Consider the following 26531-nt stretch of genomic DNA (forward strand, 5'->3'; position numbering starts at 1 on the left):
CGCTCTCCACTCTTTCCGGGCAAGTCCAGTTCAGCGTGGGATGATAACAGAAGGGCGGGGTAGATGGCTCTAAGCGTCGAAGTGCAAGGCTATTGGGAACACCACGGCGCTTGCCTGTGGAAGATGGAAGCCCCTTGGTGGAAATACGAGGATTTCTACCGGAATCCGCGTTCTGTCTTCTGCGGGCCGAACTCGAGTTACAATGACCGCGAAATGTGGTTGACCTTGACGGAAGCTCAAGACTGTCATCGACGCTACCTGCCTTATGTCCTAACAAGCGTAAAGTATTGGGAAGACCGTTGCCAGCAGCTTGGCGAAAGTCTGGAATCACTGAAACGAAAGGGGTGGTTCCACCGCGAAGGCGTCGTGCGTATTCTGGTCTTTGAATTTCCGTGAGAACCAGCTTGAAGATGCTGACCGGTCGGGTCGATCTCTAAGATCCTGAAAACAGCCCTGAAACGCTTTTGGCGGCGGGCTATCCGCTGGAACAGCCTGCCGCACGTAAATCATCTGCTTTCCGCCGTTACACCATACCGCCATTGCTCCGCAGGGTCTGGCCGTTGATCCAGCCGCCATCCGGGCCGGACAGAAACGCCACTGCCGCCGCGATATCTTCCGGTGTGCCCAGCCGCTCCAACGGTGGCAGCTTGGCAAGGCGGTCAATCAGTTCCGGTGATTTCCCCTTCAGGAACAGATCGGTGGCCGTCGGGCCCGGGGCAACGGCATTCACGGTGATCCCCCGGCCCCGCAGCTCTTTTGACAGAATGGCCGTCAGGGTTTCCACCGCCGCCTTGGTCGCCGCATAGACCCCATAGGTTTCAAGCTTCAGCCCGACCACCGAGGTGGACAGGGTGATGATCCGCCCCCCGGTACGGACCCGGTTTCCCGCTTCGCGCAGAACATTGAAGGTGCCTTTCAGGTTAACCGCAACCTGCCGGTCAAACAGCGTATCATCCGATTCGGTCAGTGGGGCCTGCATCAGGATCCCGGCAGCATTAACCACCACATCCACCCCACCAAACCGCTGTTCGGCCTGCCCGAACAGCGCCCGGACCGCAGCCGGGTCGGCAACGTCCCCCTGCACCGCCTCCGCCGTGCCCCCAGCCCAGACGATCCCCCGGACCACCTCCTCCGCCAGGGCGGTGTTTCCGGCGTAATTCACCATGACCGCAAAACCATCCCGGGCCAGCCGGGTGGCCACGGCCGCCCCGATCCCACGGGATGCCCCGGTCACCAGCGCCACCCGCTTCTGTCTCATCTCCGTCATCATCGCTGATCCTGTTTCTGTGCCCCATGCTGTCCGGGGCCCGCTGTGAACAGGATCATGCCACTTGCCCATGCACGGATAATCAGCCGATAATCGCGATCACTTTCCGAAAAATACTAACAATAGAGAGAGCCTGATGGACCGGTTCGAGGCGATGCGGGTTTTTATCCGGGTACTGGAACGGCGCAGTTTCACCCGCGCGGCGGAAGACCTTGGGCTGCCCCGCTCCACCGTGACCGATTCCATCAAACAGACCGAGGCCCGGCTGGGGATCCGGCTGTTACAACGCACCACCCGGCATGTCGCCCCGACGCTGGATGGCGAAGCCTATTACCAGCGCTGCCTGTCTATTCTCGCCGATGTCGAAGACGCTGAAAGCGCCTTTTCCGGGGCAACGCCGAAAGGGGTGCTGCGGATTGATGTACAGGGCAAGCTGGCCCGCCATTTTGTACTGCCGCACCTGAAGGATTTTCTGCGCTGCCATCCCGGCCTCGACATCCGGATGAGCGAGGGTGACCGTCTTGTCGATCTGGTGCAGGAAGGCTTTGACTGCGTGTTACGGGTCGGCACCCCACAGGACAGTGACCTGATCATCCGCCAAGTGACTCTGCTGCCACAGGTCACGCTCGCCAGCCCGGACTATCTGGCGGAGTACGGAACCCCGCTGCACCCAGATGACCTGCTGAACGGCAGTCACCGGATGGTTGGCTTCCGCTCTTCCGCCACCGGATCAACCTTGCCGCTGGAATTCAGCGTTGCCGGAACTCTGCGCCCCCTGATGCTGCCGGTGTCGCTGTCGGTGAATGCGGCAGAGAGTTACTCTGCGGCTGCCGTTCACGGCTTTGGGCTGGTACAGATCCCCCGCTATCACGGCGATCTTCTGCTGGCCGCCGGGGCGGTCCGGGCTGTTCTGCCGGACTATCCCCCACCGCCGATGCCGGTGTCAGTGCTGTACCCTCGCAGCCGTCAGCTCTCCCCCCGGCTGCGGGTGTTCATCGACTGGCTGACCGGCGTTTTTAACAGCCCGCCTGCTGCTTCAGGGAGGAGCGGAAGCGGGCATCTTTTTTGATCCTCAGCTCGCGCCGCAGGGCATCGCCATGCGGTAGCGGCCCTTCCTGATGGATCAGCCGCCACGGCCCCCGCCCCCGCGTAAACCGCGCCCCTGCCCCGGCATTATGCTGGGTCAGGCGGCGGGCCACGTCGGTACTGATACCGGTGTAGCTGATCCCCCGGTCATTCAGCAGTACATAAACAAACCATCCGGTATCGGGCTGTGCCGTATCGGTCACGGTACGGAGACTTCCAGCCGTGTCAGGTCATACCCCTTCGCCTTCAGCCGCTCCAGAAGCGCCTGATACGCCACCGGATCCGGAACCGGAGTCCGTGACAGAACCCACAGGTATTCCCGCCGTGGCTCGCTGACGGCGGCAAGGGTATAGGCCTCGTCGAGATCAACAATCCAGTAGTCGCCCCACACCATCGGCAGCCACGACAGCCACGCCGGGGCAAACCGCACCTCCAGCACGGCCGGAGACGGAGAGCCCACCTGCCGGGCGACGCCGACCGCCTCCTGCATCACTCCATCGGCCCGGACACAGCGGTTGGTCACCGTCACCCGGCCATCGGTCTGCAGATCATAGGTGGCAAAGGTGCCCCGTGCGCATTCACGCTGAAAGCGGTTGGGATATTTTGCGGCCTCATACCACACACCCATGTAGCGCGGCACATCCAGCGCCGGAACCGGAGTAACCGGAGGAACAGAATCTGCCGCCCAACCGGTGGCCACCGGCATCATCAGCCCGATCCCGAGCGCCAGAGCGGTCAGCGCACGCCGTGCCCCGCGTCGTCCTGCCTGCATGACAAAAATCCTCCTGCAGATATCTGGCAGGAGTCTGGGGAGATGCCTGCCAGATTACCAGAGGCTTGATGCGTTATTTTTCAACCCCGTACCTCCCGGATCCCGTCTTTTCAGGCCGGTTCCAGCTCGCTGTCCCAATACAGGTAATCGCGCCAGCTGGCATGCAGATGATTGGGGGGGAAGATGCGGCCATATTCCTGCAACTGCCAGCTTGATGGCACCAAAGGCGCGCGGATCAGCGGCATCGCGGCTTCGTCCGGCGTACGGTTGGCTTTGCGCATATTACAGGGGGCGCAGGCGGCAACCACGTTGCTCCAGCCGGTCAGGCCGCCCCGGGACCGGGGAATAACGTGGTCAAACGTCAGATCATGGGATGAAAACCGGTTGCCGCAGTACTGGCAGCGGAACTGATCGCGCAGAAACACATTGTAGCGTGTGAAGGCCGGGCGACGGGCCACCGGCACATAATCCTTCAGGGCAATCACACTCGGCAGGCGGACCTCATGACGGGGGGAATGGATCACCCGGTCATATTCCGACACCACACTGACCCGGCCCAGAAACACCGCCTTCACCGCATCCTGCCACGGCCACAGCGACAGCGGAAAATAACTGAGTGGCCGGAAATCGGCATTCAGAACCAGCGCGGCCAGTGCAGAAGGCGGGGGCGGACTTCGCTCCGCCAGTGCCAGTTCTCCCCGCCGCAAAACGGCTTCAGGATCTATCGTTCTCAACACAGCGCCCCTTTCACCCTAAGACCAACAGGCCGGTGATCCGGAGCCAACCGGTATGACCATCAACCGGATGAAACTCCGCGGTAACGAGGTCAACACACAGAAGAGAGAGTCGAACGATACGGGGTTTCATGGTGCCTGCGGATACTTTTGTTGTCAAAGTTCCGTTACAGTGCGGCCCTGACCTGACCAAACCCTGAGCCCGCGATGCCAACCGTCACCCGCTTTGCCCCCAGCCCCACCGGCTATCTGCATCTTGGTCACGCCTATTCCGCCTGTCTCGCGGCCCGGGCTGCCGGGCCGGACGGCACCTTTCTGCTGCGGCTGGAAGACATCGACAGCACCCGTTGCACCGAAGACTTCTGTGCGGCGGTGTCGGAAGATCTGCACTGGCTGGGTCTGCGCTGGCCGCAGCCGGTACGGCGGCAGTCGCAGCATCTGGCCGACTATGCCCATGCCATCTCGGCCCTGACCGATCAGGGCCTGCTGTACCCGTGTTTCTGCACCCGTAAGGAAATTCTGGCTGAAATCGGGGATATCCACCGCGCCCCTCATGGGCCGGACGGGCCCCTGTACCCCGGCACCTGCCGTCACCGCAGCCCCGCCGAGCGGGCTGACCGGATTGCCGCCGGAGAAGCCTATGCCCTGCGGCTGGATATGACGGAAGCCCGGCGGCGGGTCAGCTCCCCGCTGCGCTGGCATGATGCGGAGGCCGGGTGGCAGACCGCAACGCCGGACCTGTTCGGTGATGTGGTTCTGGCCAGAAAGGACACCCCGACCAGTTATCATCTGGCCGTCACCCTTGATGACGCCCTGCAGGGCGTCACCCTGATCACCCGGGGAACCGACCTGTTTGCCGCCACCCATATCCACCGGCTGCTGCAGGCCCTGTTTGACCTGCCAGTGCCCGACTACGCCCATCACCCCCTGCTGTGTGGCCCTGACGGAAAACGCTACGCCAAACGCGACCTGTCCCTGACCCTGCGCGCCCTGCGGGCTGACGGCATCACCCCGGCACAGGTCAGGCTCCGGCTGGGCCTTTCTTAAGCAGCCTTGCCAGCGGATGCGATGACTGGACAGTTGCCCGCAGCCGGTCGTCCAGCACATGGGTATAGAGTTCTGTGGTGGCGATATCGGAGTGACCAAGCATCTGCTGCACGCTGCGCAGGTCAGCGTCATGGGCCAGCAGGTGGGTGGCGAACGTATGCCGCAACACGTGCGGGGACAGACGCGTGGGCGGGATACCGGCCTGTATCCCGATCTGAATCAGCATTTTGAAAAAGCCGTCACGGGTCAGATGGCCATCCTGCGCCCGCGGCGAGGGGAACAGCCAGCGGCTGTCCCGCGCCCCTTTGGGGAAGAAGCCCCGCCGGTGTGGCAGATAGGTCTTTACAGCCGTCCGCGCTACTTCGGTCAACGGAACCAGCCGCTCCTTTGCCCCCTTCCCCATCACGATCAGGGTCGGCTGATCGCGGGAGACAGAGGCCAGCGGCAGCGAAACCAGCTCACTGACGCGCAGACCGGTCGCGTACAACAGCTCCAGCAGAGCGCGACGGCGCAAACTGTCGGCATCATCGCCGGATGACACCACAGCCAGCAGACGCGCGGTTTCTTCTTCGGTCAGGAACTTCGGCAATGGCCTGCCCAACTGCGGAGTATCCAGCAGACTGGTCGGATCATCCCGACGGCGCCCTTCCGCCAGCAGAAAACGGTAAAACTGCCGCAGGGCAGAAATGCGGCGGGCCGCCGTGCGGGGGGCCAGACCGGCAGCCGCCAGCCCCTGCACATAGCGGCGCAGGGCATCGGAAGAGGCCTGCACCGGATCTTCCCCACGCAGCGAGGCAAAAAAATCGGTCAGATCCCGGCGATAGGCGTCGATGGTGCGCGGGCTGGCGCCGCGCTCCACCAACATCATTTCCAGAAAGGCCTCCAGCAGGGCCGCACCCGCCATCAGCGGTCAGAGCCCGGCGGAAATGGCTGCTTCCAGCGCCAGACGCCGCGCCAGAGGATCCTGCCCCAGACGGCGCAGCGACTCGACGGCCTGCGCCACCGCCACATCGGCCACCTGCGCCGTCGGTGCGATATCCTGCACCATCAGCGACAGCGCGATCCCTTCCGCCAGCCGCTTGTTCAGCACCGCCGAAGACAGCGCCAGAGCCCGCGACGCGGACGGGGCCTTCGCCTCATCCACCGCCGGATTGCCCCACAGCACCGCCCAGTCATCGGCGGACAGTGCCTCGCCGGTGGCCTGCAACAGGGCCAACCCACGGGCCTGCAGACGGTCCGCCATCTGGGTGGTCGGAGTCTTGCTGCCCTTCAGCATCAGCCGGGTCTCAACCGACCGGGTCAGCGCGGCGCGCCAGTTTTCATATTCCTGCGGTGACCAGTGCGACAGCCCTGACGGGACCGCCAGACGGCGCAGCAGCCAGACTGAATCCAGCAGCGTCGCGGCTGCCGCATCCCCCCGTCCGGCCATATCCTGCCCCAGACGGACCCAGCGCAGGGCGTCTTCCGTCAGCCCGGCCCCCAGCAGAATCCGCACCGCCACCGGCAGGAACCAGGTCTGGGCCGGGTCAGGCAGCACATCCCGCACGATCGGCGCATAGACCTGCGCCACCACCATCTCCTGTCCGGTCCGGATTCCCTGCTCCATGGCCCGGGCGATCCATTCGGTCCGCTGGGCCGGGGTGGTCTGGCGCAGCACCTGCTGGTACATCACCGCCGCCGCTTTACCGCTGCCGTCATTGACCAGATCGGTCACCGGGCGGGCATAGTCGGCATCGTTAAACCCAACCGACGTATACAGTGATGTCAGTTCAGCCGCCGTCAGGCTGCCCCCCGCCACCGCCATCTGGGCGGCGGCAAAGCGCTGAGAGACATCGGTCTTCACGCCCAGCGCAATTGCCCGCGCCATCCACGGGGCCACATCGGTCAGCGTATTGTTCGGATATGGCCGCCCGGATTCGCGGATCATCGCCACAGTCAGCGGCGTGGGAGTCTGGAAACCGGTCAGCGGCTGCACTTTCAGGCCGGACATCTGTTCCGCCGCCCACAGGAACACCGGGTCATCGACCTTACTTTCCCGCAGCAGAGTCACCTGAATATTCGCCTGTTCCGTCCGGCCCGCACGGTACAGACAGAAGGCGGTCGCTTTCTGCCAGTACATACCGGGATAGGCGGACAGACCGCTTTCGACCGCCTTACAGGCCTCATCGACGCGGTTGTCAACCAGCAGGCTGTCAACCACGGCACGCTCCACCGCCTCGGTCCGGCCGGGACCGGTGACGGTCTTGGCCAGCGCCCGCACCGCTTCGGTCTGGCCCATGCTCAACAGGGCGGACAGACGCAGGTCGAGAAGACCGGGCTGCCCGGCACCGGCCGGGGGCTGGGCCGATGACAGCAGCAGGCGGGCAGCGATATCCTGCCGGGCCGGTGACGGTGCCGTCACCGGCAACGCCGACAAAAGACGCATCGCCACCGTGCGCGAGGTGCCGGTCCACATATCCTGCGGCAGCCCGCCGGACTTGGCAGACAGGGTGCCTACCGCCTCCGGGCTAAGGGCCGCAACATCCGTCACCGCAATCCCGTCACGGCCAGCCGTCGCCGGGGATGCCGTCACCGAAAAGGGCTGGGCCTTGACGGCAGGCTCGATCGCCCCCGGGGCCGCCGGGACGGCAAACGCCGGGGCATCCTGCTGCGGGGTGTCGGAAGATCCGGTGGCGCCGGGAAACAGCTGGATCGGGCCGGAGGATTGAGCCAGAGCCGTCCAGCCCCCTCCGGCCAGCACCGCAGCCGCAACGGCAATCGCCGTCAGAGTCCGTGTGACAGGGCGGCCACGCATCGGGGCGTCAGCGCTTGAAGCGGTCATTGGGGATCACCTTTTCCACAGAGGCTGACGGCGGCGGCATATCCCACGTTGCGAGAAAGCCGATGCCCCCCACAACCAGAATCAACACCGCGATTAATGCCGCACGAGTCATAAATGCCATGAGGTCTGCCACTCACTGTTAAAAAGGTGCCTTCCGGCCCCGATGCTATCATGCTCCCGACTGCGCCGGGAACCCCACCCCAAGGGTTTATCCGGGTCGGGCGGGCAAAAAATCCACCGACAACCCATAGAATCCGCTACTGTTTCCCCGTCTTACGCCGCAGGCATGCCGGGCATGCTGCCTGACTGCGGTTTACAGACGCACCGCCGTCGCGGTACAAGCGCCAGACACGGCCACCGGGCCCGGCGGGTGAATCTCACCTGAGAATTATGGCATTCCGGGGGCAGTTTAGCGCCGGGTTTCCCGCGGTGCAACGCATGGTACGCTCTCTCCTCCTGACCCCGGATTCCCCGCTGATGACCGATCCGCAGCCGCCGCTTCTTCCCCCGACCTTCAGCGCCATCCCGCAGCCGCTGCATAAGACCGTGACCATGGTCGGTCTGATGGGGGCGGGCAAAAGCGTGATCGGTAAACGGCTGGCCGCACGGCTGGGGGTGCCGTTCGTCGATGCGGATACCGAAATTGAAAACGCGGCGGGCTTTACCATCGCCGATTTTTTCGCCCGCTTCGGCGAGGCCGCCTTCCGTGAAGGCGAAGCCAAAGTGATCTCCCGCCTGCTGGAAGGGCCGGTCTGCATTCTGGCCACCGGCGGCGGTGCCTTCATGAATGCCAATACCCGCGCCCTGATCCGCACCTCGGCAACGTCGATCTGGCTGAAGGCCAGTCTGGATCTTCTGGTCAGCCGCACCGCCGGCCGGTCGCACCGCCCCCTGCTCAATCAGGGAGATCCCCGGGCGATCCTTGGCGACCTGATGGAACGGCGTTACCCCGTCTATGCCGAAGCCGATGTCACCGTGCCACTGGTTGACGAAAGCCCGGACGCCACCTGTGACCGCGTTCAGGCCGCGCTGGAAACCTATCTTGGTCACCCCCTGCTGATGCCCGTCCGAGGACCCTCTGAATGACTCACCAGACCCTGCGCGTTACCCTTGACGGTGATACCGCCGTTGACCGGTCCTACGACATCCTGACCGGACCGGGCCTGATTGACCGGGTCGGGGAACTGGCCCTGCCGGTGGCGCGCGGCCGCAAGGCTTTTATCCTGACCGACGAGAATGTAGCACCGCTGTATCTGGGGCGCACGGAAGCCAGCCTGACCGCCGCCGGGTTCTCCGTCCGGCACCTGACTGTCCCTGCCGGGGAGCAGAGCAAAAGCTTTTCAACGCTGGAGCAGGTGCTGACCGCAATGCTGGATGCCCGCTGCGAGCGGTCGACCCTGCTGGTTGCCCTGGGGGGCGGCATTATCGGTGATCTGGCAGGCTTTGCCGCTTCGATCCTGCTGCGCGGTGTTGATTTCATCCAGATCCCGACCACCCTGCTGTCACAGGTCGACAGCAGCGTCGGCGGCAAAACCGGCATCAACACCCGGCACGGCAAAAACCTGATCGGCACATTCCACCAGCCGCGGCTGGTGATCGCCGACACCGATACCCTCAGCACCCTGCCCCGCCGGGAAGTGCTGGCCGGGTATGCTGAAGTCGCCAAATACGGGCTGATCGACGATGCCCCGTTCTGGGACTGGCTGGAACAGAACGGCACGGATGTGGTCGCCCTGTCGCCTGCCCCGCTGGCCCTCGCGATCCACACCAGCTGTACGGCCAAAGCCCGCGTCGTCGCTGCCGACGAGACCGAAACCGGGGTCCGCGCCCTGCTGAATCTCGGGCATACCTTCGGCCACGCGCTGGAAGCGGAAGGCGGCTATGGCGGCCCGCTGCTGCATGGTGAGGCGGTGGCCGTCGGCATGGTGATGGCGTTTGATCTGTCTGCCGCCATGGGCCTGTGCCGCCGGGAGGACGCCGCCCGGGTCCGTGCCCACCTGTCCGCCGTCGGGCTGCCGGTGGTCCCGCCGAAAATCAACGGCACCGCCATGGACGCCCGCGCCCTGCTGAACCATATGGCGGGGGATAAAAAGGTGAAGGACGGCAAGGTGACCTTCGTCCTTGCCCGTGGCATCGGTGAGTCGTTCCTGAGCCCGGATGTTGACCCGGCGGATGTGCTGCGCGTGCTGGAGCAGGCTGTCACCGCCTGATCCGGCCCCTGCCGCCGCTGTCTGCCCCGGTGACCGAACCGGGTTTGCCTGTGTGATCCGTATCCGGGGGAGAGACCGGTATGCTGCTGACCCTGTCTGTGCTGTGCCTGCTGTTGGTGGTGTCCGCCATTCTCGGGATGGCCGATGCCGCCCTGTCCTCCGCCTCGCGCACCCGCCTGCAGGATCTGGAGCGGGATGGCGACGACCGGGCGGCACTGGTCAATCACCTGCTGGAATATCAGCGGGAGCGGGTCACCAGCACCCTGCTGGTTGCCACCGCACTGGTCAATACCACCGCCACAGCCCTTGCCGCAGTGGCACTGGTGCAGTGGCACCGTGGGGCCGGGCTGCCGCTGTCAGTGGCCCTGATGACCGTTCTGCTGGTGGTGCTGACCACCCTGCTGCCGCGCGCGCTGGCCCGCCGCCATGCCGTGCCGCTGGCGCTGGCCCTGACACCGTGGGTCGGCCTGCTGTCGTGGTTTTTCCGGCCGGTGGTCGCCCTGCTGCACTGGACGGTACGGGGGGCGGTCCGCACCGGTGGCACCGGACGGTTTGACGGAACCCCACCGGATGAACCGGCCCAGATGCTGGCGGACCTGCGGGGCGTCATTGACCAGCATACCGAAGACCTTGCCGACCATGCCGACGTCCGCAACGAGCGCGCCATGCTGCGCAGCGTGCTGGATCTGGCCGATGTCGGGGTCGGGGAAATCATGGTGCACCGGCGGGGTCTGGTGTCGATCGACGCCGGGCTTCCGGTCGCCGATATTCTGCAACAGGTCCTCGACAGCGCCTACACCCGCCTGCCGCTGTGGCGGGACGAGCCGGACAACATTATCGGCGTTCTGCACGCCAAGGCCCTGCTGCGGGCCGTGCAGGCGGCAGGCGGTGACCTCGACACCCTGGATGTGGCTGAAATCGCCAGTCCGCCGTGGTTTATCCCCGACTCCACCCGCCTTCTGGACCAGCTGAATGCCTTCCGCAGCCGCCGGGAACACTTCGCGCTGGTAATCGACGAATACGGCACCCTGCAAGGGGTGGTGACGCTGGAAGATATTCTGGAAGAAATCGTCGGTGACATCACCGATGAGCATGATGTCACCGTCTCCGGTGTCCGGCCTCAGCCGGATGGGTCTTACATCATCGACGGCTCGGTCACCCTCCGTGACCTGAACCGCGAATTCGACTGGGATCTGCCGGATGACGATGCCACCACTCTGGCCGGGCTGCTGCTGTACGAAACCCGGTCCCTGCCGATGCAGGGGCAGGTCTTCCTGTTCCACGGGCTGCGGTTCGAGGTGCTGCGGCGGCAGCGGAACCAGATCGTTTCCGTCAAGGTTTCAATTCTGACACGGCATGAACGCCACGCTTGATTTCCGACTTTTTTTGTCGGCATCCTGTTGGAGTGTGGCGGCGCATTCCCGGTGCATCCCCCCTCTCCTTCATGTCCGTATCCCGTGTCTCAGCCGGGGATCCCAGTCCTGTCCGCCGGTCGGCGCCGGACCCGCGGGAACATCTGCGCGAAGCTGATTTCGCGGGGAGGGCCCCATGTCGAAAATCATTCCCGATGTCATTCACGACCAGACCCTGACTCTGGTTCCCGCCGGTATGCCGGTCAGCGATGCGGCCCGGCTGATGCGGGAACGCAACATCGCTGCCGTGATGATCACCGATGGCCCGGTGCTGCAGGGGATCATGACCGAACGGGACATTACCCGGCGGGTCGTCGCCCAAGGGCTCGACCCCTCAGCCACCCCGGTCGGTCAGGTGATGACCGCCAACCCTGATACACTCGGCCCCGATGACCGCCCGCTGGATGCCCTGAAACTGATGCAGGAGCGGCAGTTCCGGCACATTCCGGTGGTCTCCGCACATGGCGGAATTCTTGGCATGCTGTCCATCCGCGATCTCTATGGCTTTGTCACTGCCGAGCTGGAAAACAATCTGCGCAGCTGCGAACTGTACGTCGCCGGGGAAAGTTACGGCGTCGGGGCCTGAAAAAACGTTCCGGATGTTGACGTCGGGGCAATCTTGACGCCCCGGCGTCGGTTCCGTATGGGGGTAAGGAGCGTTGTTTTCAGCGGAGTCTCCCCATGCCCCTGCCGCCGCCGGTTTCCCGCAAACACCTGCATACCCGCGCCATCCAGTGTACCGGCTACGAGCGGGACGACGGACTGTGGGATATTGAGGCAACCATGACCGACGTCAAAACCTACTCCTTCCCTAACCATGACCGGGGCGAGATCAAGGAGGGGGAGCCGCTGCACGGCATGGCAATCCGCATCACCGTTGACACCGATATGCTGATCCATGATGCCATTGCGGTTACGGATCATGGGCCGTTCCATATCTGCCGCGACATTGCCCCGGCTTATCAAAAGCTGATCGGGCTGCGCATCGGCAAAGGCTTTGATAAAGAAGTCCGGGCCCTGTTCGACGGCCCGCACGGCTGTACGCACCTGCGCGAACTGCTGCGCCCCCTGGCCACCACCGCCTATCAGACCATTTTTCCGGCCCGCGAACGCAAGCGCCGCAAAGAAGCGGCGACAGTCCGCCCCGGCATCCTCGATTCCTGTTATGCCCTGCGGACCGAAGGGGAGGTGGTACAGCGGGAATGGCCGGCCTTTTACACCGGTCCGGCCCCGGCTGACGGCACGACAATCGCCCGGCCCACCATTGCCGGGGGCGAGTGACCCCATAACAGAAAACCCCCGCCGGAACGCTCCGGCGGGGGTTTTCGCAGTCAGACAGCAGAGTGCCGACTTAGTAGGAGTCGCTCTCCACCTTGCCGCCGGTCAGCATCAGCACGATCACCAGCATCGCAAAGGTCATGAACACGCCAAAGTAAATCACATAGCCAAACAGGCTGAACAGCAGCGCCGAACCGGCATACATGCCGACGTAGCACAGCACCGCAACCACACCCAGCAGGGAAATCCCCAGGGTCACGCCGGTCTTGTTCCACGCATCGCGCGTCAGCACGGACGTATCTTCCGCCTTGTGACCGACAGCGCTGGTGATGACACCGAACACGCCGAGGACGGCGACGATGGCCACGATCAGCAGGACGCCGTAAGCGTTGGAGCCGGCGAGGGACGCCGCAGAGGAGCCATACAGCGCGGCGGCAGCAATGGCGGTCAGAACCGCCCCGAGCACCCAGTTCTTCATCGTTCGAGCAACTCCGTGAGTCCGGTATAACAGGCAGGACCGGTTGACGGGGGATCCGGCTGCCCGGACAGGGCCCCAGACCAAGGCGGCTGTCCAGAAGACGCCCCCGGCGGAAACATATCCCGGAACAGCATGCCACGGGCCACCACAGATGTCACACCGCAGGGCCGCTGAGGTCTATAGAATGTGTCGAAACGGGCGTCAATCCGCCTTGCTGCGGTTTTTCCCGATGAAACCCGAAAATTTTCACGGCTTTCCTGAGCGGCCATGATTTCTGCCCCGCTACGCGCTGTCCGGGTGGCCTTGCCTCCGGCTGAAACAGAGCGGAAAGAGCAGCGCGGCTCTGGTCGTACGCCTAAGACCACAGGGCATAATCCCGTTATGCCGAAAGTTATAATTTTTTCTAAATTGCTTTTACTTATAGGCCGAATGTCAGGCTTTCTGCGGTTTTGACGTCAGGCTATGGTCTGTTCCAGAGAGAAGCCCGCCGCGCGATCCCACAGGCTACTGTCAGGGGGCAGGTTCTTCGGGGGAAGATGCGCCTGTGCGCTGGAGACGCCCGGACTTTTCTCTCATCGGCGGGTACTCCGGGGGGAGGTCACCCGCCGATGTTATTTTGGGCCTGCGGCATGCGCCGCACGCCGGAATGGGGCGGGGACTCCGGGGGCAGCTCACCCGCCGATGCTCTTTCGGGCTGCGGCATGCGCCGCACGCCGGAATGGGGCGGGGACTCCGGGGGCAGCTCACCCGCCGATGCTCTTTCGGGTCTGCGGCATGTGCCGCACGCCGGGACAGCCGCCCCTATTACTCCTGACAACCGATTCCGTTTCTCTGCCGTATAGGCTAAAACCGGGGTGGATCCGCCGCCCCGGGTGATCCCTCTGTTTTCGTCGGGTCAGCCGGAGCTTCCGCGCCCGGACGAATCTGCCCTCAGGAGTCTGCCGTGGTATCCGCCCCGATTGCCCCGTCCCGCCGCCACCCCTGCGCCAGCGCCCCCGTGGCCCTGATTACCGGGGCCGCCCGCCGGATCGGACGCAGTATTGCTGAATCTCTGGCCGCCGACGGCCATACCGTTGCCGTACATTATAATGGCTCGCGTACGGAAGCAGAGGATGCCGTAGCCGCCATTGCCGCTGCCGGGGGCCGGGCAATGGCGTTTCAGGCTGATCTGCACGACGAAGACAGTATGGCTGCGCTGATCCCCGCCGTGACTGCGGCCCTTGGTCCGGTCGGGGTTCTGATCAACAACGCCTCAACCTTTGAACACGACTCCCTCAGCACCGCCACCCGCGCCAGCTGGGATCTGCATATGCAGGCCAATCTGCGCGCCCCGTTCGTACTGGCGCAGCAGATGGCGGCGGCCCTGCCGGAAGACGCCCACGGCTGCATCATCAACCTGATTGACCAGCGGGTCTGGGCCCTGACCCCTGATTTTATGACCTATACCCTGTCAAAAGCCGGGCTCTGGACGTTGACCCAGACTCTGGCGCTGGCGCTGGCACCGCGCATCCGCGTCAATGCCATCGGTCCCGGCCCGGCCCTGCCGAGCAAACGCCAGAGCGTGGAGCAGTTTTCCGCACAGGCCGCAGCCATGCCGCTGGGGCATGGGACCAATCCGGCAGAAATCGCCGAAACCGTTCGGTTTCTCCTTGCAGCCGGGTCCATGACCGGACAAATGATAGCGCTTGATGGTGGCCAGCATCTGGGCTGGGCCCTGCCGGGTGTGGATATGGCCGTGATGGCTGAGTAGCCAGCCCCGTATCCACTGCCGTTCCGACCGTTCCGGACCCCCGCACAGGCTGTCCGTTCCGCCCCCCTCCCGGAGACTTTGCGTCCGATGTCTTCCTCCCCCAGCGCCAGCGCCCCTGTTATCGCTCCGTTCCGCCCGACTTCGCCGCGCATTGCCGATGCGGCGCAGGGGCTCCGGCATGTGTTCGTCCGCGATATGGTCGTCACCTGCCTGATCGGCGTCTACGACTATGAACACACCACCCCCCAGCGGGTACGGATCAACGTCGATCTGGGTGTTCTGGAGCGGCTGAGCGCTAACGGCGATTCGCTGGATCAGGTGGTCTGCTATGAACAGATCGCCAACCGGGTGCGGGCGATGGCGCAAGACGGCCACGTCAATCTGGTGGAAACCCTGTCGGAACGCATCGCCGCCATCTGCCTGCAGGATCCGCGGGTGCGGATGGCCCGGGTGCGGGTGGAAAAGCTGGATGTCATCTCTGACGTTGCTGCGGTCGGTGTGGAAATCGAGCGGATCAGCACCCTGCCGCAGCCCTGATATCCCCAGCCCTGACTGAGCGGCTGTTCTCCTTGACGGAAGACTCGTCAGATGGGGACTCAGGTTATCCCGAAAGGCCCGACTCCTAGTATTTTGCAGTGCCGAATCGGGGTTAAGGCAAAAGTTGTTCACAGGGTGATGATCGTCTGCGTCAGTCAGCCCGCAGTGTCAAGACAGCAAAAGAGAGACTCCTCCGGAGTCTCTCTTTTTTATTATACACAATAAAAATCAATGACTTATCATTTTTGCCTGTTTTTTAGGCAAACCGGTGAGACTCTAGGAGTCCTGCGGGTGACAGGGCTTGGCACCCAGTTTCCCCACAAAGTTATCCACAGATTCGGTGGATAGCGGGGGATGACCGGCGGAGCACAGGGAACCGGCTGTATAACTCCGGTCCGGCATCAGACCTGCCCCCCTTGACCTGCCGGGGGATTTGTCCCCAAATCCCGGCCATGATGACCGAACCCCTTCCCCCTGACGCCCCCCTCCCAACCTCCCCCGGCTCTGCCCCGGCAGACGGCGCCGGCCTGACCCATGGCGTTGAGGTGATCCGCGCCACCCTGCGCACCCTGCCGGACAGCCCCGGCGTCTACCGGATGCTAAACCGCCACGGCGACGCGCTGTATGTGGGTAAGGCCAAAAGCCTGAAGAAACGGGTGGTCGCTTATACCCGGGTGGAAGCCCTGCCGCTGCGCCTGCAGCGGATGGTGCGCGAAACCGTCAGCATGGAAGTGGTGAACACCCATACTGAAGCGGAAGCCCTGCTGCTTGAATCCAACCTGATCAAGAAGCTGAAACCCCGCTACAACATCCTGCTGCGTGACGACAAATCCTTCCCCTACGTTCTGATCACCGGGGACCACGCCTTTCCGCAGATCATCAAGTACCGGGGCAACCGCGACGCTAAAGGCGAGTATTTTGGCCCCTTTGCCTCGGCCCATGCCGTCACCGAGACCCTGACCATCCTGCAGAAGGCCTTTCTGCTGCGCACCTGTACCGACAGCGTGTTCGCCACCCGCACCCGCGCCTGCCTGCTGCATCAGATCAAACGGTGCTGCGCCCCCTGTGTGGAAAAGGTCAGCGCAGAGGAATACGCGGCTCTGGTGAAACAGGCCCGCGCCTTCCTGACTGGCCACAGTCAGGAAATTCAGCAGGATCTGATCGCCCGCATGGAGGCCCACGCCGAGGCGCTGGAATTCGAGGAGGCCGCCCAGCTGCGCGACCGCCTGCGTGCCATCGCCCGGATTCAGGCCCATCAGGATATCAGTCTCGGCGATCTGGGCGATGCTGACGTGATGGCGGTGCATCAGGCGGGCGGGCAGACCTGTATTCAGGTGTTCTTTTTCCGTATGGGGCAGAACTACGGCAACCGCGCTTATTTCCCGGTTCACGCCCACGATGTTCCCGCCGGAGAGGTGCTGGAGGCCTTTGTCGGTCAGTTCTATGCCGCCCGCCGCCCGCCGGGGCGCATCCTGCTATCAGAGGCGCTGCCGAACCATGATCTGGTCCGCGATGCCCTGAAACTACGGGCAGAGCATGCTGTTGACCTGCTGGTCCCCAAGCGTGGGGATAAAGTGAAGGCGGTCGATCACGCCCTGACCAACGCGCGGGAGGCACTGGGCCGACGGCTGGCTGAGACGTCCGCCCAGAAAGCCCTTCTCGATGGCATGGTGGAGGTTTTTGCCCTGCCCCGCAGCCCGCAGCGGGTCGAGGTCTACGACAACGCCCACATTCAGGGGGCGCATGCCGTCGGCGGTATGATCGTTGCCGGACCGGATGGCTTTAACAAGGCTGCCTACCGCACGTTCAATATCCGCGACACCGACCTGACCCCCGGTGATGACTTCGGGATGATGCGCGAAGTGCTGACCCGCCGCTTCAGCCGGGCCCTGAAAGAAGACCCCGATCACGACCGGGGTCAGTGGCCGGATGTGGTCCTGATCGACGGCGGCAAGGGCCAGCTGTCGGTGGCGGAGGCGGTGTTTGCCGCCCTTGGCATCCCCCTCAGCGGCGAGGGGTCGGTGGCCCTGATCTCCATCGCCAAGGGGCCGGACCGGAACGCCGGGCGGGAAGTCTACCACCAGCCGGGACGGGCCCCCTTCACCCTGCCCCACACTCACCCTGTGCATTACTTCCTGCAACGGCTGCGGGATGAGGCTCACCGCCACGCCAACGGAACCCATCGCAGCAAACGGTCGCGGGCACTGGGGGTCTCCAGGCTGGATGCCCTGCCCGGAATCGGCCCGCGCCGGAAAAAAGCCCTGCTGCATCATTTCGGTTCCGCCAAAGGGGTGGAGGACGCCGGGCTGACCGATCTGCAGGCGGTGGACGGGATCAGCGCCGCTCTGGCAAAAAAAATCTATGACCACTTTCATCCGGGCGGTTAGACTGCCTGCAGGTGTCCGCCCCCGGCACTGGCTGCCGGTTCCCGTGCCTGCAGGGCAGAAAACCGGCTGTAATTTGAGGTGATGTGGTGTTCAGTCTGCCCAACTTGCTGACCATGTTCCGGATCGTGGTGATTCCGCTGCTGGTCGCGGCGTTTTACCTCGACAGCCCGGAAGTGCGGTGGGCGTCGCTGGCCCTGTTTTCCGCCGCCGGAATCTCAGACTTTTTTGATGGCTGGCTGGCCCGGCGCTGGAACAAGGTCTCCGCCCTCGGGCGGTTTCTTGACCCGATCGCAGACAAACTGCTGGTCGCCTCCATTCTGCTGATGCTGGTCGCTTTTGACCGGATGGGGCCGTGGTCCGTGCTGCCGGCACTGGTGATCCTCTGCCGCGAAATCCTTGTCTCCGGCCTGCGGGAATATCTGGCGGAACTGAAAGTCGGGATGCCGGTCACCAAACTGGCGAAGTGGAAAACCGCCGTGCAGATGGTCGCCCTGCCGCTGCTGATGGTCGGCGATGCCGCCCCGGCATGGATCCCGGCCCGGGATCTGGGGGAAGTCACCCTGTGGGCCGCCGCGATCCTGACCGGCATCACCGGCTACGATTACCTGAAGGCGGGCCTGCGCCACATGGCTGCATCCGATGCGGCCTCTGGCCAGTGACCCCCGTGCAGCACCCGGCCCGGAGGCCGTCCCTATGAAGGTTCTTGGTTTCACCGGCCCTTCCGGCAGCGGCAAGACAACCCTGCTGGTCAAGCTGCTGCCCCTGTTCCGGGCGGCAGGGCTGACTGTCTCGACCGTCAAACATACCCATCACACCGTCGACCTCGACCAGCCGGGGAAGGACACCTATGAGCACCGGATCGCCGGGGCGGAGGAGGTGGTTCTGGCCTCGACCGCCCGCTTCGTGATCCAGCATGAATACCGAGATGCCGACGAACTGCCGCTGGATGCGCTGCTGGCGCGGATGGCTCCGGTCGATCTGGTGCTGGTGGAGGGGTTCCGCCCCTATCCCCAGCCGAAAATCCTGATTCACCGGGCAGCATCCGGCAAACCGATGCCGGATCCGGCGACTCTGGCCGGGCTGATTGCCATCGCCAGCGACACCGCGCTGCCGGATGCCCCGGTGCCGGTGCTGCCGCTGAATGACCCGCAGACCGTCTGCGCCTTTGCTCTGCGGGCCCTGTCTCTGCCTGCCCTGCCCTGCGACCAAGGAGCCTGACATGGATCTGTTCTACTTCGCCTGGCTGCGGGAAAAGGTCGGAACCGGCAGCGAGCAGCGGACCCTGCCCGCCGACATCACCACCGTCGCCGCACTGGTTGAGTGGCTGAAGACGCAGAGCCCCGGCCATGCCGCCGCCTTTGCCGATCCCGCTCTTGTCCGGGTTGCCGTCAATCAGGATCACGCCGGTCTGGATGCCATCGTGACCGACCGTGACGAAGTGGCCTTCTTTCCGCCCGTCACCGGCGGCTGAAAGGGGCAGCGATGATCCACGTCCAGACTGAGGACTTTGACGCCGGGGCTCTGCTCAACGGCCTGCTGAACGATCCTGCCGCCGGGGCGGTGGCAACCTTTACCGGTACGGTCCGCGATGACAGCGGGACCCTGACCGCCCTGACGCTGGAACATTACCCCGGAATGACCGAAAAGCAGCTTCAGGCGCTGGAAGACGACGCCCGTCGCCGCTGGCCGCTGTCGGACGTGGTGATCATTCACCGGTATGGCCGCCTGATCCCCGGGGACCGTATTGTTTTCGTCGGCACCCGCGCGGCCCACCGTGCCGATGCCTTTGCTGCCTGTGAATTTCTGATGGACTGGCTAAAGACCCGTGCCCCCTTCTGGAAGCAGGAGCAATACGGAGACCGCCAGACGTGGGTGGAGGCGAAAGCCAGTGATGACACCGCCGCCGACCGCTGGAGCTGATCCGCACGGGCATCCGTCGCCGGTGCCCCCCCGCAAACAGACCGACCGCCACGCTATGGCGGCGGTGCTGCCCTTTGCCCTGGCGGGAACAGGGCCGCATGTGCTGCTGGCAACGCCCGGGGATTCCGGGCTCCGGCATCGCCTGCATGCAGAGCACCCGGACATGCTGCAGACGATGTTTGACCCGCAGACCGTACGCTGGGGCGCTTTTGCGGACGATCCGCCCCCACGCCGGGTCGATCTGGTGATTGACCCGGACCGGTTGCCCTGGCCTGATGCCAGCCTGACCGCCATGGTCGGCGTTGATGTGCTGGCCCGCCTCCGCCGCCCGGCCCGCCTGCTGGCCGAAACCGGGCGGGTCCTGCGCCCCGGTGGCCGTCTGGCACTGGTCGAACCGTGGCTTGGGCCCTGGGGCCAGCTCCTGCACCGCCTTATCCACCGCCAGCGGGTCAGCCCCGGCCTTGACCCGTGGTTCTGTGCCAGCCCGGATCGGGGATACCGCGCGGGCACCGCTGTCACCTGCCTGCTGAAACGCCGGGATGAACTGACCCGTCATGCCCCCGGCCTGCTTCTGACCCTGTGTGAGCCTTTCGGTGGGCCATCAGACCTGTGGCGGCAGGCAACCCCGCGCTGGCTGGAGCGGGAAGACCGCTGGCCGCGCTGGCTGCGGCGGATCATGGGCAGCCGGGTGCTGCTGGTGCTGGAACGTCAGTAACCCCTCAGCCTCGGACGGCTAACGAAGGACAGGCCGCCCCCGGTTAAAAGACGCTCCGGATAAAAAACACCTCAGACAAAAAAACACCCCGGATCAGGCTGATCCGGGGTGTTTTGTTCTTTATGTCCTGCTCGCGGACCCGCTTTGGCCTCAGGTGGCCGGGCGGTTGTCGATCAGGTCATCCACAACGGTCGGATCCGCAAGGGTCGAGGTGTCGCCCAACGCCCCGAAATCGTTCTCGGCGATCTTGCGCAGAATACGGCGCATGATCTTACCGGAACGGGTCTTCGGCAGCCCCGGGGCCCACTGGATCACATCCGGGCTGGCAATCGGGCCGATTTCAGTCCGGACCCAGCCAACCAGTTCCTTCCGCAGGGCTTCCGTCGGCTCTTCACCGGCGACCAGGGTGACATAAGCATAGATGCCCTGCCCCTTGATGTCGTGCGGATAGCCGACCACCGCCGCTTCGGCGACCTTCGGGTGAGCAACCAGAGCCGACTCGACTTCAGCAGTGCCCATCCGGTGACCGGACACGTTGATCACGTCATCGACGCGGCCAGTGATCCAGTAATAACCGTCTTCATCGCGGCGGCAACCGTCACCGGTGAAGTAATAGCCCTTGTAGGTGGTGAAATAGGTCTGCACGAAGCGTTCGTGGTCACCATACACCGTCCGCATCTGGCCCGGCCACGACTCGGCGATGCACAGGTTGCCTTCGGTGGCGCCGGACAGTTCGTTGCCTTCGGCATCGACCAGCAGCGGCACCACGCCGAAGAACGGACGGGTCGCCGACCCCGGCTTCAGGGCGGTGGCGCCCGGCAGCGGGGTAATCAGGATCCCGCCGGTCTCGGTCTGCCACCAGGTGTCAACGATCGGGCAACGGCTGTCCCCGACCACACGGTGATACCACAGCCACGCTTCCGGGTTGATCGGCTCACCGACCGAGCCGAGCAGACGCAGCGACTTGCGGCTGGTGCGCTTCACCGGCTCTTCCCCTTCGCGCATCAGCGAGCGGATGGCGGTCGGGGCGGTATAGAAGATGGAGACGCTGTGCTTGTCGATCACGTCCCAGAAACGCGACACCGACGGATAGTTCGGCACGCCTTCAAACATCAGGGTGGTGGCACCGTTGGCCAGCGGACCATAGACGATGTAGGAGTGACCGGTCACCCAACCCACATCCGCCGTACACCAGTAAATGTCCCCGTCCTTGTAATCAAAGACGTACTGGTGGGTCATCGAGGCATAGACCAGATAACCGCCGGAGGTGTGCAGCACGCCCTTCGGCTTGCCGGTGGAGCCGGAGGTGTACAGAATGAACAGCGGATGTTCCGCATCCAGCTCTTCCGGCGGGCAGTCAGCAGACGCCGCGGCGACCACATCATGGTACCACACATCACGGCCTTCGGTCATCGCGACCGACCCGCCGGTCCGCTTGACCACCACCACCGAGGTCACCGACGGGCAGGTTTCCAGCGCCTTGTCGGCATTGGCCTTCAGCGGCACCTTGCGACCGCCACGCAGCCCTTCGTCAGAGGTGATCAGCATCACGCATTCAGAATCCTGAATGCGGTTGGACAGGCTGTCCGGCGAGAAGCCGCCGAAGACGATCGAATGCACCGCGCCGATCCGGGCGCAGGCCAGCATGGCCACCGCCGCTTCCGGGATCATCGGCAGATAGATGCAGACGCGGTCGCCCTTCTTGACGCCCTGCGCCTTCATGGCGTTGGCGAAGCGGCAGACACGGGCGTGCAGATCGCGGTAGGTGATGTTCTCACTTTCCGACGGATCATCCCCTTCCCAGATAATCGCGGTCTGGTCGCCACGCGTGGCGAGGTGACGGTCAAGGCAGTTGGCCGAGACATTCAGGGTACCGTCATGGAACCAGCGGATATGCACATCATGCGGATCGTAGGAGACATCCTTCACCTGGGTGTAGGGCTTGATCCAGTCGACACGCTGACCGTGCTCAGCCCAGAACCCGACGGAGTCCTTGACCGAACGGTCATACATTTCAAGGTATTTGGCATTATCGATCAGCGCGGTCTTGGCGATCGCTTCGGGAACCGGGAACACATTGGCGTCCATGAGAGGGTGTCTCCTTCAGTCATCCGCATGACCTGTGCCGCCACAGGCGCGGCAGCACGGGTCCGTTTCTGCAACCCGCAGGGAGACTGTGGCGAAGGACCCGGAAAGAACGGCCTGCCCCCGGCTTACAGCCAAAGCGGCGGCGGATCCTGACAGACCGGCCCCATACACCGGAGCGTGTTCCCGCGTTCCCCATGCACCGGCCCCCTGTGGGGTGGTTTGTCTGCCGGGGTCTATCCGGAAACGGCCGCGACGGCCTCCCTGATTGTTCTTGATCCCACCTCTTTCGGGTAGTGTCGCCGAACATATTAGGGAAAGTCCGGCGGGTTGTCACGGGCTATGCCACCCTCCGTCACGAAAGTTTCCGTCCCGGAAGGCCTGTCTGACGCAACGTCCGTATCAAAACCGGCTGTTTGCCCCCGAAAAAACAACCGGGGGGAGGCACCCTGCGGCACCTCCCCCCTGATCGGGTAACCTTGTGGTACGGGGTGGATCAGGCCATCCAGTCCGGGGTCTGTTCCAGCGCCAGCATTTCATCCAGGGTCGGGCGGCGGCGGATCACCGCAAACTGATCCCCCTTCACCAGTACCTCGGGAATCAGCGGCCGGGTGTTGTACTGGTTGGACATTGACGCGCCATAGGCCCCCGCCGTGCGGAAGGCGATCAGATCTCCGGCGGCCAGCACCGGCAGGCGGCGCTGCTTGGCGAAGATGTCGCTGGTTTCGCAGACCGGGCCGACCACATCATAAGCGATCTGTTCGGCCCCGGCTTCCGGCTGGGCCACCGGAACAATACCGTGGAACGCATCGTACATCGCCGGGCGCATCAGGTCGTTCATCGCCGCATCGACGACGGCAAAGGTCCGGGTGCTGCCTTCTTTTACATAAATCACTTCCGACACCAGCACCCCGGCATTGCCGACAATCAGACGGCCCGGTTCGCAGGTGATCGAACAACCCAGATCCCCCAGCGTCCGCTTGACGATCGCGGCATATTCCGGCGGCGGCGGCGGAATGTCATTGCCATCCTCGTACGGCACCCCCAGACCACCACCCAGATCGAGGCGGGAAATCTGAATCCCGTCGGCCCGCAGAATCGCCACCAGATCCCGCACCCGCAGGAAGGCGGCCTCAAACGGCTTCAGGCTGGCAATCTGGCTGCCGATATGAATGGCAATGCCCTTGACATCAATCCCCGGCAGGCTGGCTGCCCGCTTGTAGATGGCATGAGCCGCCGTCCACTCGACCCCGAACTTGGTTTCCTTATTGCCGGTGGTGATTTTCTCATGCCCGCCCGCGCCGACGTCGGGGTTCACCCGCAGAGCAATCGGGGCACGGAGACCACGGGCGACCGCCACCGCATTCAGCAGTTCCAGCTCCGGCGCTGATTCGACGTTGATCTGATGGACCCCGGCCTCCAGCGCCTGCTCCAGATCATCGGCGGTTTTGCCGACACCGGAGTAGATGATACGACTGGCCGGAATGCCTGCCCGCATCGCCACCTGCATCTCCCCGACCGAAACCACATCTGCCCCGCAGCCGAGATTGGCCAGCGTCCGCAGCACGGCCTGATTGCTGTTGGCTTTCACGGCGAAACAGACCGCCCCGTTCACCTCTGCCAGCGAATCGCGGAACACGGTGTAATGGCGTTCCAGCGTTGCCGTAGAATACACATAAAACGGGGTGCCGACCGCCTCAGCGATCTGGGTCAGGGAAACATCTTCGGCGTGCAGCACACCATTACGGTAATCAAAATGATGCATGACGGCAGTCAATCCGGTTGGGGGGTCTGAAACAGATCGCGGAGATCAGGAACGGGGATAGGGTTTGTTATAGGTTGCCCCGTCGGGAGGGATCGGCTTGCCCTTGCGCCCGCAGGCCGAGAGGGACCCGGCGGCGACCGCAATCACCGCCAGCGTCAGAACCAGCCGCACAAGCGCGGAAGAGCGGTTCATGCCTCAACCCTCCAGAAAGCGGGCTTTGGCCCGGGCCACCTGCTCCGCCACATTGGCCGGGGCAGTGCCACCGTAGGACGTGCGGCTGGCGACGGAATACTCGACCGACAGCACCTTCATCGCTTCCGGGGTGATCCGCGCCTCGATGGTCTGCAGGTCGGCCAGCGACAGATCCTCCAGACCGACATCGCGCTGTTCGGCCATCTTCACGATCGACCCCGCAACGTGGTGGGCATCCCGGAACGGCATGTTCAGCGCCCGCACACACCAGTCGGCAATATCGGTGGCGGTGGTGAACCCGGCACCGGCAGCAGCGCGCAGACGGTCAACATTGGCGGTCAGTTCGGCAATCATGCCAGTCATCGCCAGCAGCGACAGATCCAGCGTGTCGGCCACCTCAAACACCGGCTCCTTATCGTCCTGCATGTCCTTGGAGTACGCCAGCGGCAGCCCCTTCATCACGATCAGCAGGGCGTTGAGATCACCGATCACCCGACCGGCCTTGGCGCGGATCAGCTCCGCCGCATCGGGGTTGCGCTTCTGCGGCATGATCGAGGAGCCGGTCGAATATCCGTCCGGCAGGCGCACAAAGCGGAACTGGGCTGAGGTCCAGATCACCAGCTCTTCAGCCAGACGCGACAGATGCACGCTGGTGATGGCGGCAGTGCTCATGTATTCCAGCGCGAAATCGCGGTCCGACACACCATCGAGCGAATTGGCCATCGGGCGGTCAAAGCCCAGCTCTGCCGCTGTCATAAAGCGGTCAATCGGGAAGCCGGTTCCGGCCAGCGCCGCTGACCCCAGCGGGCATTCATTCATCCGCTTCCGGGCATCCGCAAAGCGGCTGAGATCACGGCCGAACATCTCGACATAGGCCAGCATATGATGGCCGAAGGTCACCGGCTGGGCAGCCTGCAGATGGGTGAAGCCCGGCATCACGGTTGCGGCATGCTGTTCCGCCTGCCCGATCAGTGCGGCGATCAGGGCCTTCAGCTGGGCCTGAGCCCGGTCCGTGGCATCCCGCACCCACAGACGGAAGTCGGTGGCAACCTGATCATTGCGCGACCGGGCGGTATGCAGGCGGCCAGCCGGTTCACCGATCAGGTCTTTCAGGCGGCTTTCCACATTCATGTGGATATCTTCCAGCGCGGTCTTGAACTCGAAGACGCCGCTTTCAATTTCCTGTTCCACCTGCGCCAGACCGGTCAGAATGGCATCCCGGTCCGCATCGGAAATCACGCCCGCCGCCGCCAGCATCTTGCAATGGGCGCGCGAGCCAGCGATATCCTGCCTGTACAGGCGCTTGTCAAACCCGATGGAGGCGTTGATCGCCTCCATGACGGCTGACGGGCCGGACTCGAAACGGCCTCCCCAGATGCTGCTGGTGGAGGAGGCGGAGGAAGAGGACGTGGTCATGATGCTGCGGCTACCCGGCTGGAACACGGCAAAGACTAAGGTGCGGGCCCTGCGGACCGCAGGCACCCTGCGGGCGATTTTGACCATTACGGCCACACTTGCAACCCCGCAGGCGGTCCGGGCGGAACAAATTGTCAGCACGGATGGTACACCGGCCTGCTCCGCCGAGGCCGATAAGATGGGGATCCGCATGCTGGGTGTGCTGATGGAAACCACGCCCCCGTGCCGCCATGATGCCCCGCAGGTCACCGACCGGGCGGGACAGCCGGTCAGCCTCGACCTGTGGCGCGGCAAGGTCATTCTGGTCAATCTGTGGGCCACATGGTGCCAACCCTGCCTGAAGGAAATGCCGTCACTGATGGACTTGCAGCGGACCCTTGGCAGCGAGCGCTTTCAGGTGGTGGCCATCAGTCAGGATCTGGGCGGAGCCCGGCAGGTTGACCCGTATCTGGCCCGGAACGCCCTGACCGGGCTGGATGTCCTTCTGGACCCGAAGGGCAGCGCCGGTAAAGCCTTCCATGCCCCCGGCCTGCCGGTCAGCATCCTGCTTGATCCTCAGGGGCGGCAGATTGCCCGCCTGACCGGAGAAGCGGACTGGACCAGCCCGAAAATCGTTGACCGCCTGAAAGAGCTGATTAACGCCGCCAGCCGTTAACCGA

The 26531-nt window shown here is 64.0% G+C and carries 29 protein-coding genes; 17 read left to right on the forward strand and 12 right to left on the reverse strand.

The features are described from left to right. Positions 1–63: 63 nt before the first annotated feature. Positions 64–396, forward strand: coding sequence for a hypothetical protein (locus G365_RS23815; protein ID WP_155976244.1), 333 nt, complete (start codon positions 64–66; stop codon positions 394–396). A gap of 127 nt (positions 397–523) precedes the next feature. Here G365_RS23815 and G365_RS0112115 read toward each other — a convergent pair whose 3' ends face one another. Continuing rightward, positions 524–1270: an SDR family oxidoreductase gene (locus G365_RS0112115; protein WP_019645797.1), complete on the reverse strand. Its 747-nt coding sequence runs from the start codon at positions 1268–1270 to the stop codon at positions 524–526. A 133-nt stretch (positions 1271–1403) separates the two neighbouring features. Between G365_RS0112115 and G365_RS21325 the strand changes: the two genes are divergently transcribed. Next, positions 1404–2336, forward strand: coding sequence for a LysR family transcriptional regulator (locus G365_RS21325; protein ID WP_019645798.1), 933 nt, complete (start codon positions 1404–1406; stop codon positions 2334–2336). Here the strand turns inward: G365_RS21325 and G365_RS0112125 are convergent. The 3 genes from G365_RS0112125 to G365_RS0112135 form a co-directional block, all read right to left on the reverse strand. Then, entirely contained in the window at positions 2284–2556 is a 273-nt protein-coding gene (locus G365_RS0112125; protein WP_019645799.1) for a GIY-YIG nuclease family protein, read from the reverse strand. The two genes, G365_RS21325 and G365_RS0112125, sit on opposite strands and share 53 nt — an antisense overlap. Further along, positions 2553–3125, reverse strand: coding sequence for a lipocalin family protein (locus G365_RS0112130; protein WP_019645800.1), 573 nt, complete (start codon positions 3123–3125; stop codon positions 2553–2555). The genes G365_RS0112125 and G365_RS0112130 overlap by 4 nt, the downstream gene beginning before the upstream one ends. A gap of 110 nt (positions 3126–3235) precedes the next feature. Next, positions 3236–3832 (reverse strand): HNH endonuclease, encoded by a 597-nt coding sequence (locus G365_RS0112135; RefSeq protein ID WP_019645801.1) that lies wholly within the window; start codon positions 3830–3832, stop codon positions 3236–3238. A 234-nt stretch (positions 3833–4066) separates the two neighbouring features. On the opposite strand from G365_RS0112135, the gene gluQRS reads away from it, so the two are divergent. Beyond that, the gene (gluQRS, locus tag G365_RS0112140) at positions 4067–4906 is read left to right on the forward strand and encodes a tRNA glutamyl-Q(34) synthetase GluQRS (RefSeq protein ID WP_019645802.1); all 840 of its coding nucleotides are present in this window, start codon (positions 4067–4069) and stop codon (positions 4904–4906) included. On the opposite strand, the gene G365_RS0112145 is transcribed toward gluQRS, so the two are convergent. From G365_RS0112145 to G365_RS24100, 3 genes are read right to left on the reverse strand one after another with little or no spacing between them, the layout of a single operon-like run. Further along, entirely contained in the window at positions 4881–5810 is a 930-nt protein-coding gene (locus G365_RS0112145; protein WP_019645803.1) for a site-specific tyrosine recombinase XerD, read from the reverse strand. The genes gluQRS and G365_RS0112145 overlap by 26 nt on opposite strands. Positions 5811–5816: 6 nt before the next feature. After that, positions 5817–7727 (reverse strand): hypothetical protein, encoded by a 1911-nt coding sequence (locus tag G365_RS0112150; protein WP_019645804.1) that lies wholly within the window; start codon positions 7725–7727, stop codon positions 5817–5819. After that, complete coding sequence (locus tag G365_RS24100; protein ID WP_019645805.1) at positions 7708–7848, reverse strand: hypothetical protein; 141 nt, start codon at positions 7846–7848, stop codon at positions 7708–7710. The genes G365_RS0112150 and G365_RS24100 overlap by 20 nt, the downstream gene beginning before the upstream one ends. Positions 7849–8204: 356 nt before the next feature. On the opposite strand from G365_RS24100, the gene G365_RS21330 reads away from it, so the two are divergent. From G365_RS21330 to G365_RS0112180, 5 genes are all read left to right on the forward strand, one after another. Then, the gene (locus tag G365_RS21330; protein WP_155976248.1) at positions 8205–8813 is read left to right on the forward strand and encodes a shikimate kinase; all 609 of its coding nucleotides are present in this window, start codon (positions 8205–8207) and stop codon (positions 8811–8813) included. Further along, the gene (aroB, locus tag G365_RS0112165) at positions 8810–9937 is read left to right on the forward strand and encodes a 3-dehydroquinate synthase (RefSeq protein WP_019645807.1); all 1128 of its coding nucleotides are present in this window, start codon (positions 8810–8812) and stop codon (positions 9935–9937) included. The genes G365_RS21330 and aroB overlap by 4 nt, the downstream gene beginning before the upstream one ends. 80 nt (positions 9938–10017) lie before the next feature. Then, positions 10018–11310: an HlyC/CorC family transporter gene (locus G365_RS0112170; protein WP_019645808.1), complete on the forward strand. Its 1293-nt coding sequence runs from the start codon at positions 10018–10020 to the stop codon at positions 11308–11310. Positions 11311–11485: 175 nt separating this feature from the next. Further along, positions 11486–11935 carry a CBS domain-containing protein gene (locus G365_RS0112175; protein ID WP_019645809.1) on the forward strand — a complete coding sequence of 150 codons (450 nt, stop codon included), beginning with the start codon at positions 11486–11488 and terminating at the stop codon, positions 11933–11935. Positions 11936–12030: 95 nt separating this feature from the next. Then, positions 12031–12630, forward strand: coding sequence for a DUF2889 domain-containing protein (locus G365_RS0112180; RefSeq protein WP_019645810.1), 600 nt, complete (start codon positions 12031–12033; stop codon positions 12628–12630). Between the two features lie 70 nt (positions 12631–12700). Here G365_RS0112180 and G365_RS21335 read toward each other — a convergent pair whose 3' ends face one another. After that, positions 12701–13105, reverse strand: coding sequence for a hypothetical protein (locus G365_RS21335; protein ID WP_019645811.1), 405 nt, complete (start codon positions 13103–13105; stop codon positions 12701–12703). A 943-nt stretch (positions 13106–14048) separates the two neighbouring features. Here G365_RS21335 and G365_RS0112190 point away from each other — a divergent pair. The 8 genes from G365_RS0112190 (at position 14049) to G365_RS0112225 (ending at position 20414) form a co-directional block, all read left to right on the forward strand. Then, positions 14049–14855, forward strand: coding sequence for an SDR family oxidoreductase (locus tag G365_RS0112190; protein ID WP_019645812.1), 807 nt, complete (start codon positions 14049–14051; stop codon positions 14853–14855). 87 nt (positions 14856–14942) lie between these two features. Further along, positions 14943–15392, forward strand: coding sequence for a dihydroneopterin aldolase (gene folB, locus G365_RS0112195; protein ID WP_019645813.1), 450 nt, complete (start codon positions 14943–14945; stop codon positions 15390–15392). Between the two features lie 455 nt (positions 15393–15847). Next, positions 15848–17779 carry an excinuclease ABC subunit UvrC gene (gene uvrC / locus G365_RS0112200; RefSeq protein ID WP_026345323.1) on the forward strand — a complete coding sequence of 644 codons (1932 nt, stop codon included), beginning with the start codon at positions 15848–15850 and terminating at the stop codon, positions 17777–17779. Positions 17780–17862: 83 nt separating this feature from the next. Beyond that, positions 17863–18438 (forward strand): CDP-diacylglycerol--glycerol-3-phosphate 3-phosphatidyltransferase, encoded by a 576-nt coding sequence (gene pgsA / locus G365_RS0112205; protein ID WP_019645815.1) that lies wholly within the window; start codon positions 17863–17865, stop codon positions 18436–18438. A 34-nt stretch (positions 18439–18472) separates the two neighbouring features. After that, positions 18473–18997 carry a molybdopterin-guanine dinucleotide biosynthesis protein B gene (mobB, locus tag G365_RS0112210; RefSeq protein ID WP_019645816.1) on the forward strand — a complete coding sequence of 175 codons (525 nt, stop codon included), beginning with the start codon at positions 18473–18475 and terminating at the stop codon, positions 18995–18997. A 1-nt stretch (position 18998) separates the two neighbouring features. Then, on the forward strand, positions 18999–19250 hold the full coding sequence (gene moaD / locus G365_RS0112215; RefSeq protein WP_019645817.1) for a molybdopterin converting factor subunit 1: 252 nt from the start codon (positions 18999–19001) through the stop codon (positions 19248–19250). A gap of 11 nt (positions 19251–19261) precedes the next feature. Next, complete coding sequence (locus tag G365_RS0112220; RefSeq protein WP_019645818.1) at positions 19262–19699, forward strand: molybdenum cofactor biosynthesis protein MoaE; 438 nt, start codon at positions 19262–19264, stop codon at positions 19697–19699. Further along, on the forward strand, positions 19671–20414 hold the full coding sequence (locus G365_RS0112225) for a methyltransferase domain-containing protein (RefSeq protein ID WP_026345324.1): 744 nt from the start codon (positions 19671–19673) through the stop codon (positions 20412–20414). The genes G365_RS0112220 and G365_RS0112225 overlap by 29 nt, the downstream gene beginning before the upstream one ends. Positions 20415–20564: 150 nt before the next feature. Here G365_RS0112225 and acs read toward each other — a convergent pair whose 3' ends face one another. From acs to argH, 4 genes are all read right to left on the reverse strand, one after another. Continuing rightward, complete coding sequence (gene acs / locus G365_RS0112230) at positions 20565–22502, reverse strand: acetate--CoA ligase (RefSeq protein WP_019645819.1); 1938 nt, start codon at positions 22500–22502, stop codon at positions 20565–20567. Positions 22503–22995: 493 nt separating this feature from the next. Beyond that, complete coding sequence (gene lysA, locus G365_RS0112235; RefSeq protein ID WP_019645820.1) at positions 22996–24264, reverse strand: diaminopimelate decarboxylase; 1269 nt, start codon at positions 24262–24264, stop codon at positions 22996–22998. Between the two features lie 45 nt (positions 24265–24309). Next, on the reverse strand, positions 24310–24456 hold the full coding sequence (locus G365_RS24105) for a lipoprotein (RefSeq protein WP_019645821.1): 147 nt from the start codon (positions 24454–24456) through the stop codon (positions 24310–24312). 3 nt (positions 24457–24459) lie between these two features. Next, on the reverse strand, positions 24460–25872 hold the full coding sequence (gene argH / locus G365_RS0112245) for an argininosuccinate lyase (RefSeq protein ID WP_026345325.1): 1413 nt from the start codon (positions 25870–25872) through the stop codon (positions 24460–24462). On the opposite strand from argH, the gene G365_RS22995 reads away from it, so the two are divergent. After that, a complete protein-coding gene (locus G365_RS22995) occupies positions 25871–26527 on the forward strand; it encodes a TlpA disulfide reductase family protein (RefSeq protein ID WP_211217686.1) in 657 nt (218 codons plus the stop codon). The genes argH and G365_RS22995 overlap by 2 nt on opposite strands. The last annotated feature ends 4 nt before the right edge of the window (positions 26528–26531 follow it).

The organism is Novispirillum itersonii subsp. itersonii ATCC 12639, from assembly GCF_000381985.1.
Lineage (GTDB): Bacteria > Pseudomonadota > Alphaproteobacteria > Rhodospirillales > Rhodospirillaceae > Novispirillum > Novispirillum itersonii.

Bases quoted from the DNA above. Each gene is read 5' to 3' on its own strand.
- G365_RS23815 (WP_155976244.1), top strand. From the start codon at position 64: ATGGCTCTAAGCGTCGAAGTGCAAGGCTATTGGGAACACCACGGCGCT.
- G365_RS0112115 (WP_019645797.1), bottom strand. From the start codon at position 1,270: ATGATGACGGAGATGAGACAGAAGCGGGTGGCGCTGGTGACCGGGGCA.
- G365_RS21325 (WP_019645798.1), top strand. From the start codon at position 1,404: ATGGACCGGTTCGAGGCGATGCGGGTTTTTATCCGGGTACTGGAACGG.
- G365_RS0112130 (WP_019645800.1), bottom strand. From the start codon at position 3,125: ATGCAGGCAGGACGACGCGGGGCACGGCGTGCGCTGACCGCTCTGGCG.
- gluQRS (WP_019645802.1), top strand. From the start codon at position 4,067: ATGCCAACCGTCACCCGCTTTGCCCCCAGCCCCACCGGCTATCTGCAT.
- G365_RS0112145 (WP_019645803.1), bottom strand. From the start codon at position 5,810: ATGGCGGGTGCGGCCCTGCTGGAGGCCTTTCTGGAAATGATGTTGGTG.
- G365_RS0112150 (WP_019645804.1), bottom strand. From the start codon at position 7,727: ATGACCGCTTCAAGCGCTGACGCCCCGATGCGTGGCCGCCCTGTCACA.
- G365_RS24100 (WP_019645805.1), bottom strand. From the start codon at position 7,848: ATGGCATTTATGACTCGTGCGGCATTAATCGCGGTGTTGATTCTGGTT.
- G365_RS21330 (WP_155976248.1), top strand. From the start codon at position 8,205: ATGACCGATCCGCAGCCGCCGCTTCTTCCCCCGACCTTCAGCGCCATC.
- aroB (WP_019645807.1), top strand. From the start codon at position 8,810: ATGACTCACCAGACCCTGCGCGTTACCCTTGACGGTGATACCGCCGTT.
- G365_RS0112170 (WP_019645808.1), top strand. From the start codon at position 10,018: ATGCTGCTGACCCTGTCTGTGCTGTGCCTGCTGTTGGTGGTGTCCGCC.
- G365_RS0112175 (WP_019645809.1), top strand. From the start codon at position 11,486: ATGTCGAAAATCATTCCCGATGTCATTCACGACCAGACCCTGACTCTG.
- G365_RS0112180 (WP_019645810.1), top strand. From the start codon at position 12,031: ATGCCCCTGCCGCCGCCGGTTTCCCGCAAACACCTGCATACCCGCGCC.
- G365_RS21335 (WP_019645811.1), bottom strand. From the start codon at position 13,105: ATGAAGAACTGGGTGCTCGGGGCGGTTCTGACCGCCATTGCTGCCGCC.
- folB (WP_019645813.1), top strand. From the start codon at position 14,943: ATGTCTTCCTCCCCCAGCGCCAGCGCCCCTGTTATCGCTCCGTTCCGC.
- uvrC (WP_026345323.1), top strand. From the start codon at position 15,848: ATGACCGAACCCCTTCCCCCTGACGCCCCCCTCCCAACCTCCCCCGGC.
- mobB (WP_019645816.1), top strand. From the start codon at position 18,473: ATGAAGGTTCTTGGTTTCACCGGCCCTTCCGGCAGCGGCAAGACAACC.
- moaD (WP_019645817.1), top strand. From the start codon at position 18,999: ATGGATCTGTTCTACTTCGCCTGGCTGCGGGAAAAGGTCGGAACCGGC.
- G365_RS0112220 (WP_019645818.1), top strand. From the start codon at position 19,262: ATGATCCACGTCCAGACTGAGGACTTTGACGCCGGGGCTCTGCTCAAC.
- G365_RS0112225 (WP_026345324.1), top strand. From the start codon at position 19,671: ATGACACCGCCGCCGACCGCTGGAGCTGATCCGCACGGGCATCCGTCG.
- acs (WP_019645819.1), bottom strand. From the start codon at position 22,502: ATGGACGCCAATGTGTTCCCGGTTCCCGAAGCGATCGCCAAGACCGCG.
- lysA (WP_019645820.1), bottom strand. From the start codon at position 24,264: ATGCATCATTTTGATTACCGTAATGGTGTGCTGCACGCCGAAGATGTT.
- G365_RS24105 (WP_019645821.1), bottom strand. From the start codon at position 24,456: ATGAACCGCTCTTCCGCGCTTGTGCGGCTGGTTCTGACGCTGGCGGTG.
- G365_RS22995 (WP_211217686.1), top strand. From the start codon at position 25,871: ATGATGCTGCGGCTACCCGGCTGGAACACGGCAAAGACTAAGGTGCGG.
- argH (WP_026345325.1), bottom strand. From the start codon at position 25,872: ATGACCACGTCCTCTTCCTCCGCCTCCTCCACCAGCAGCATCTGGGGA.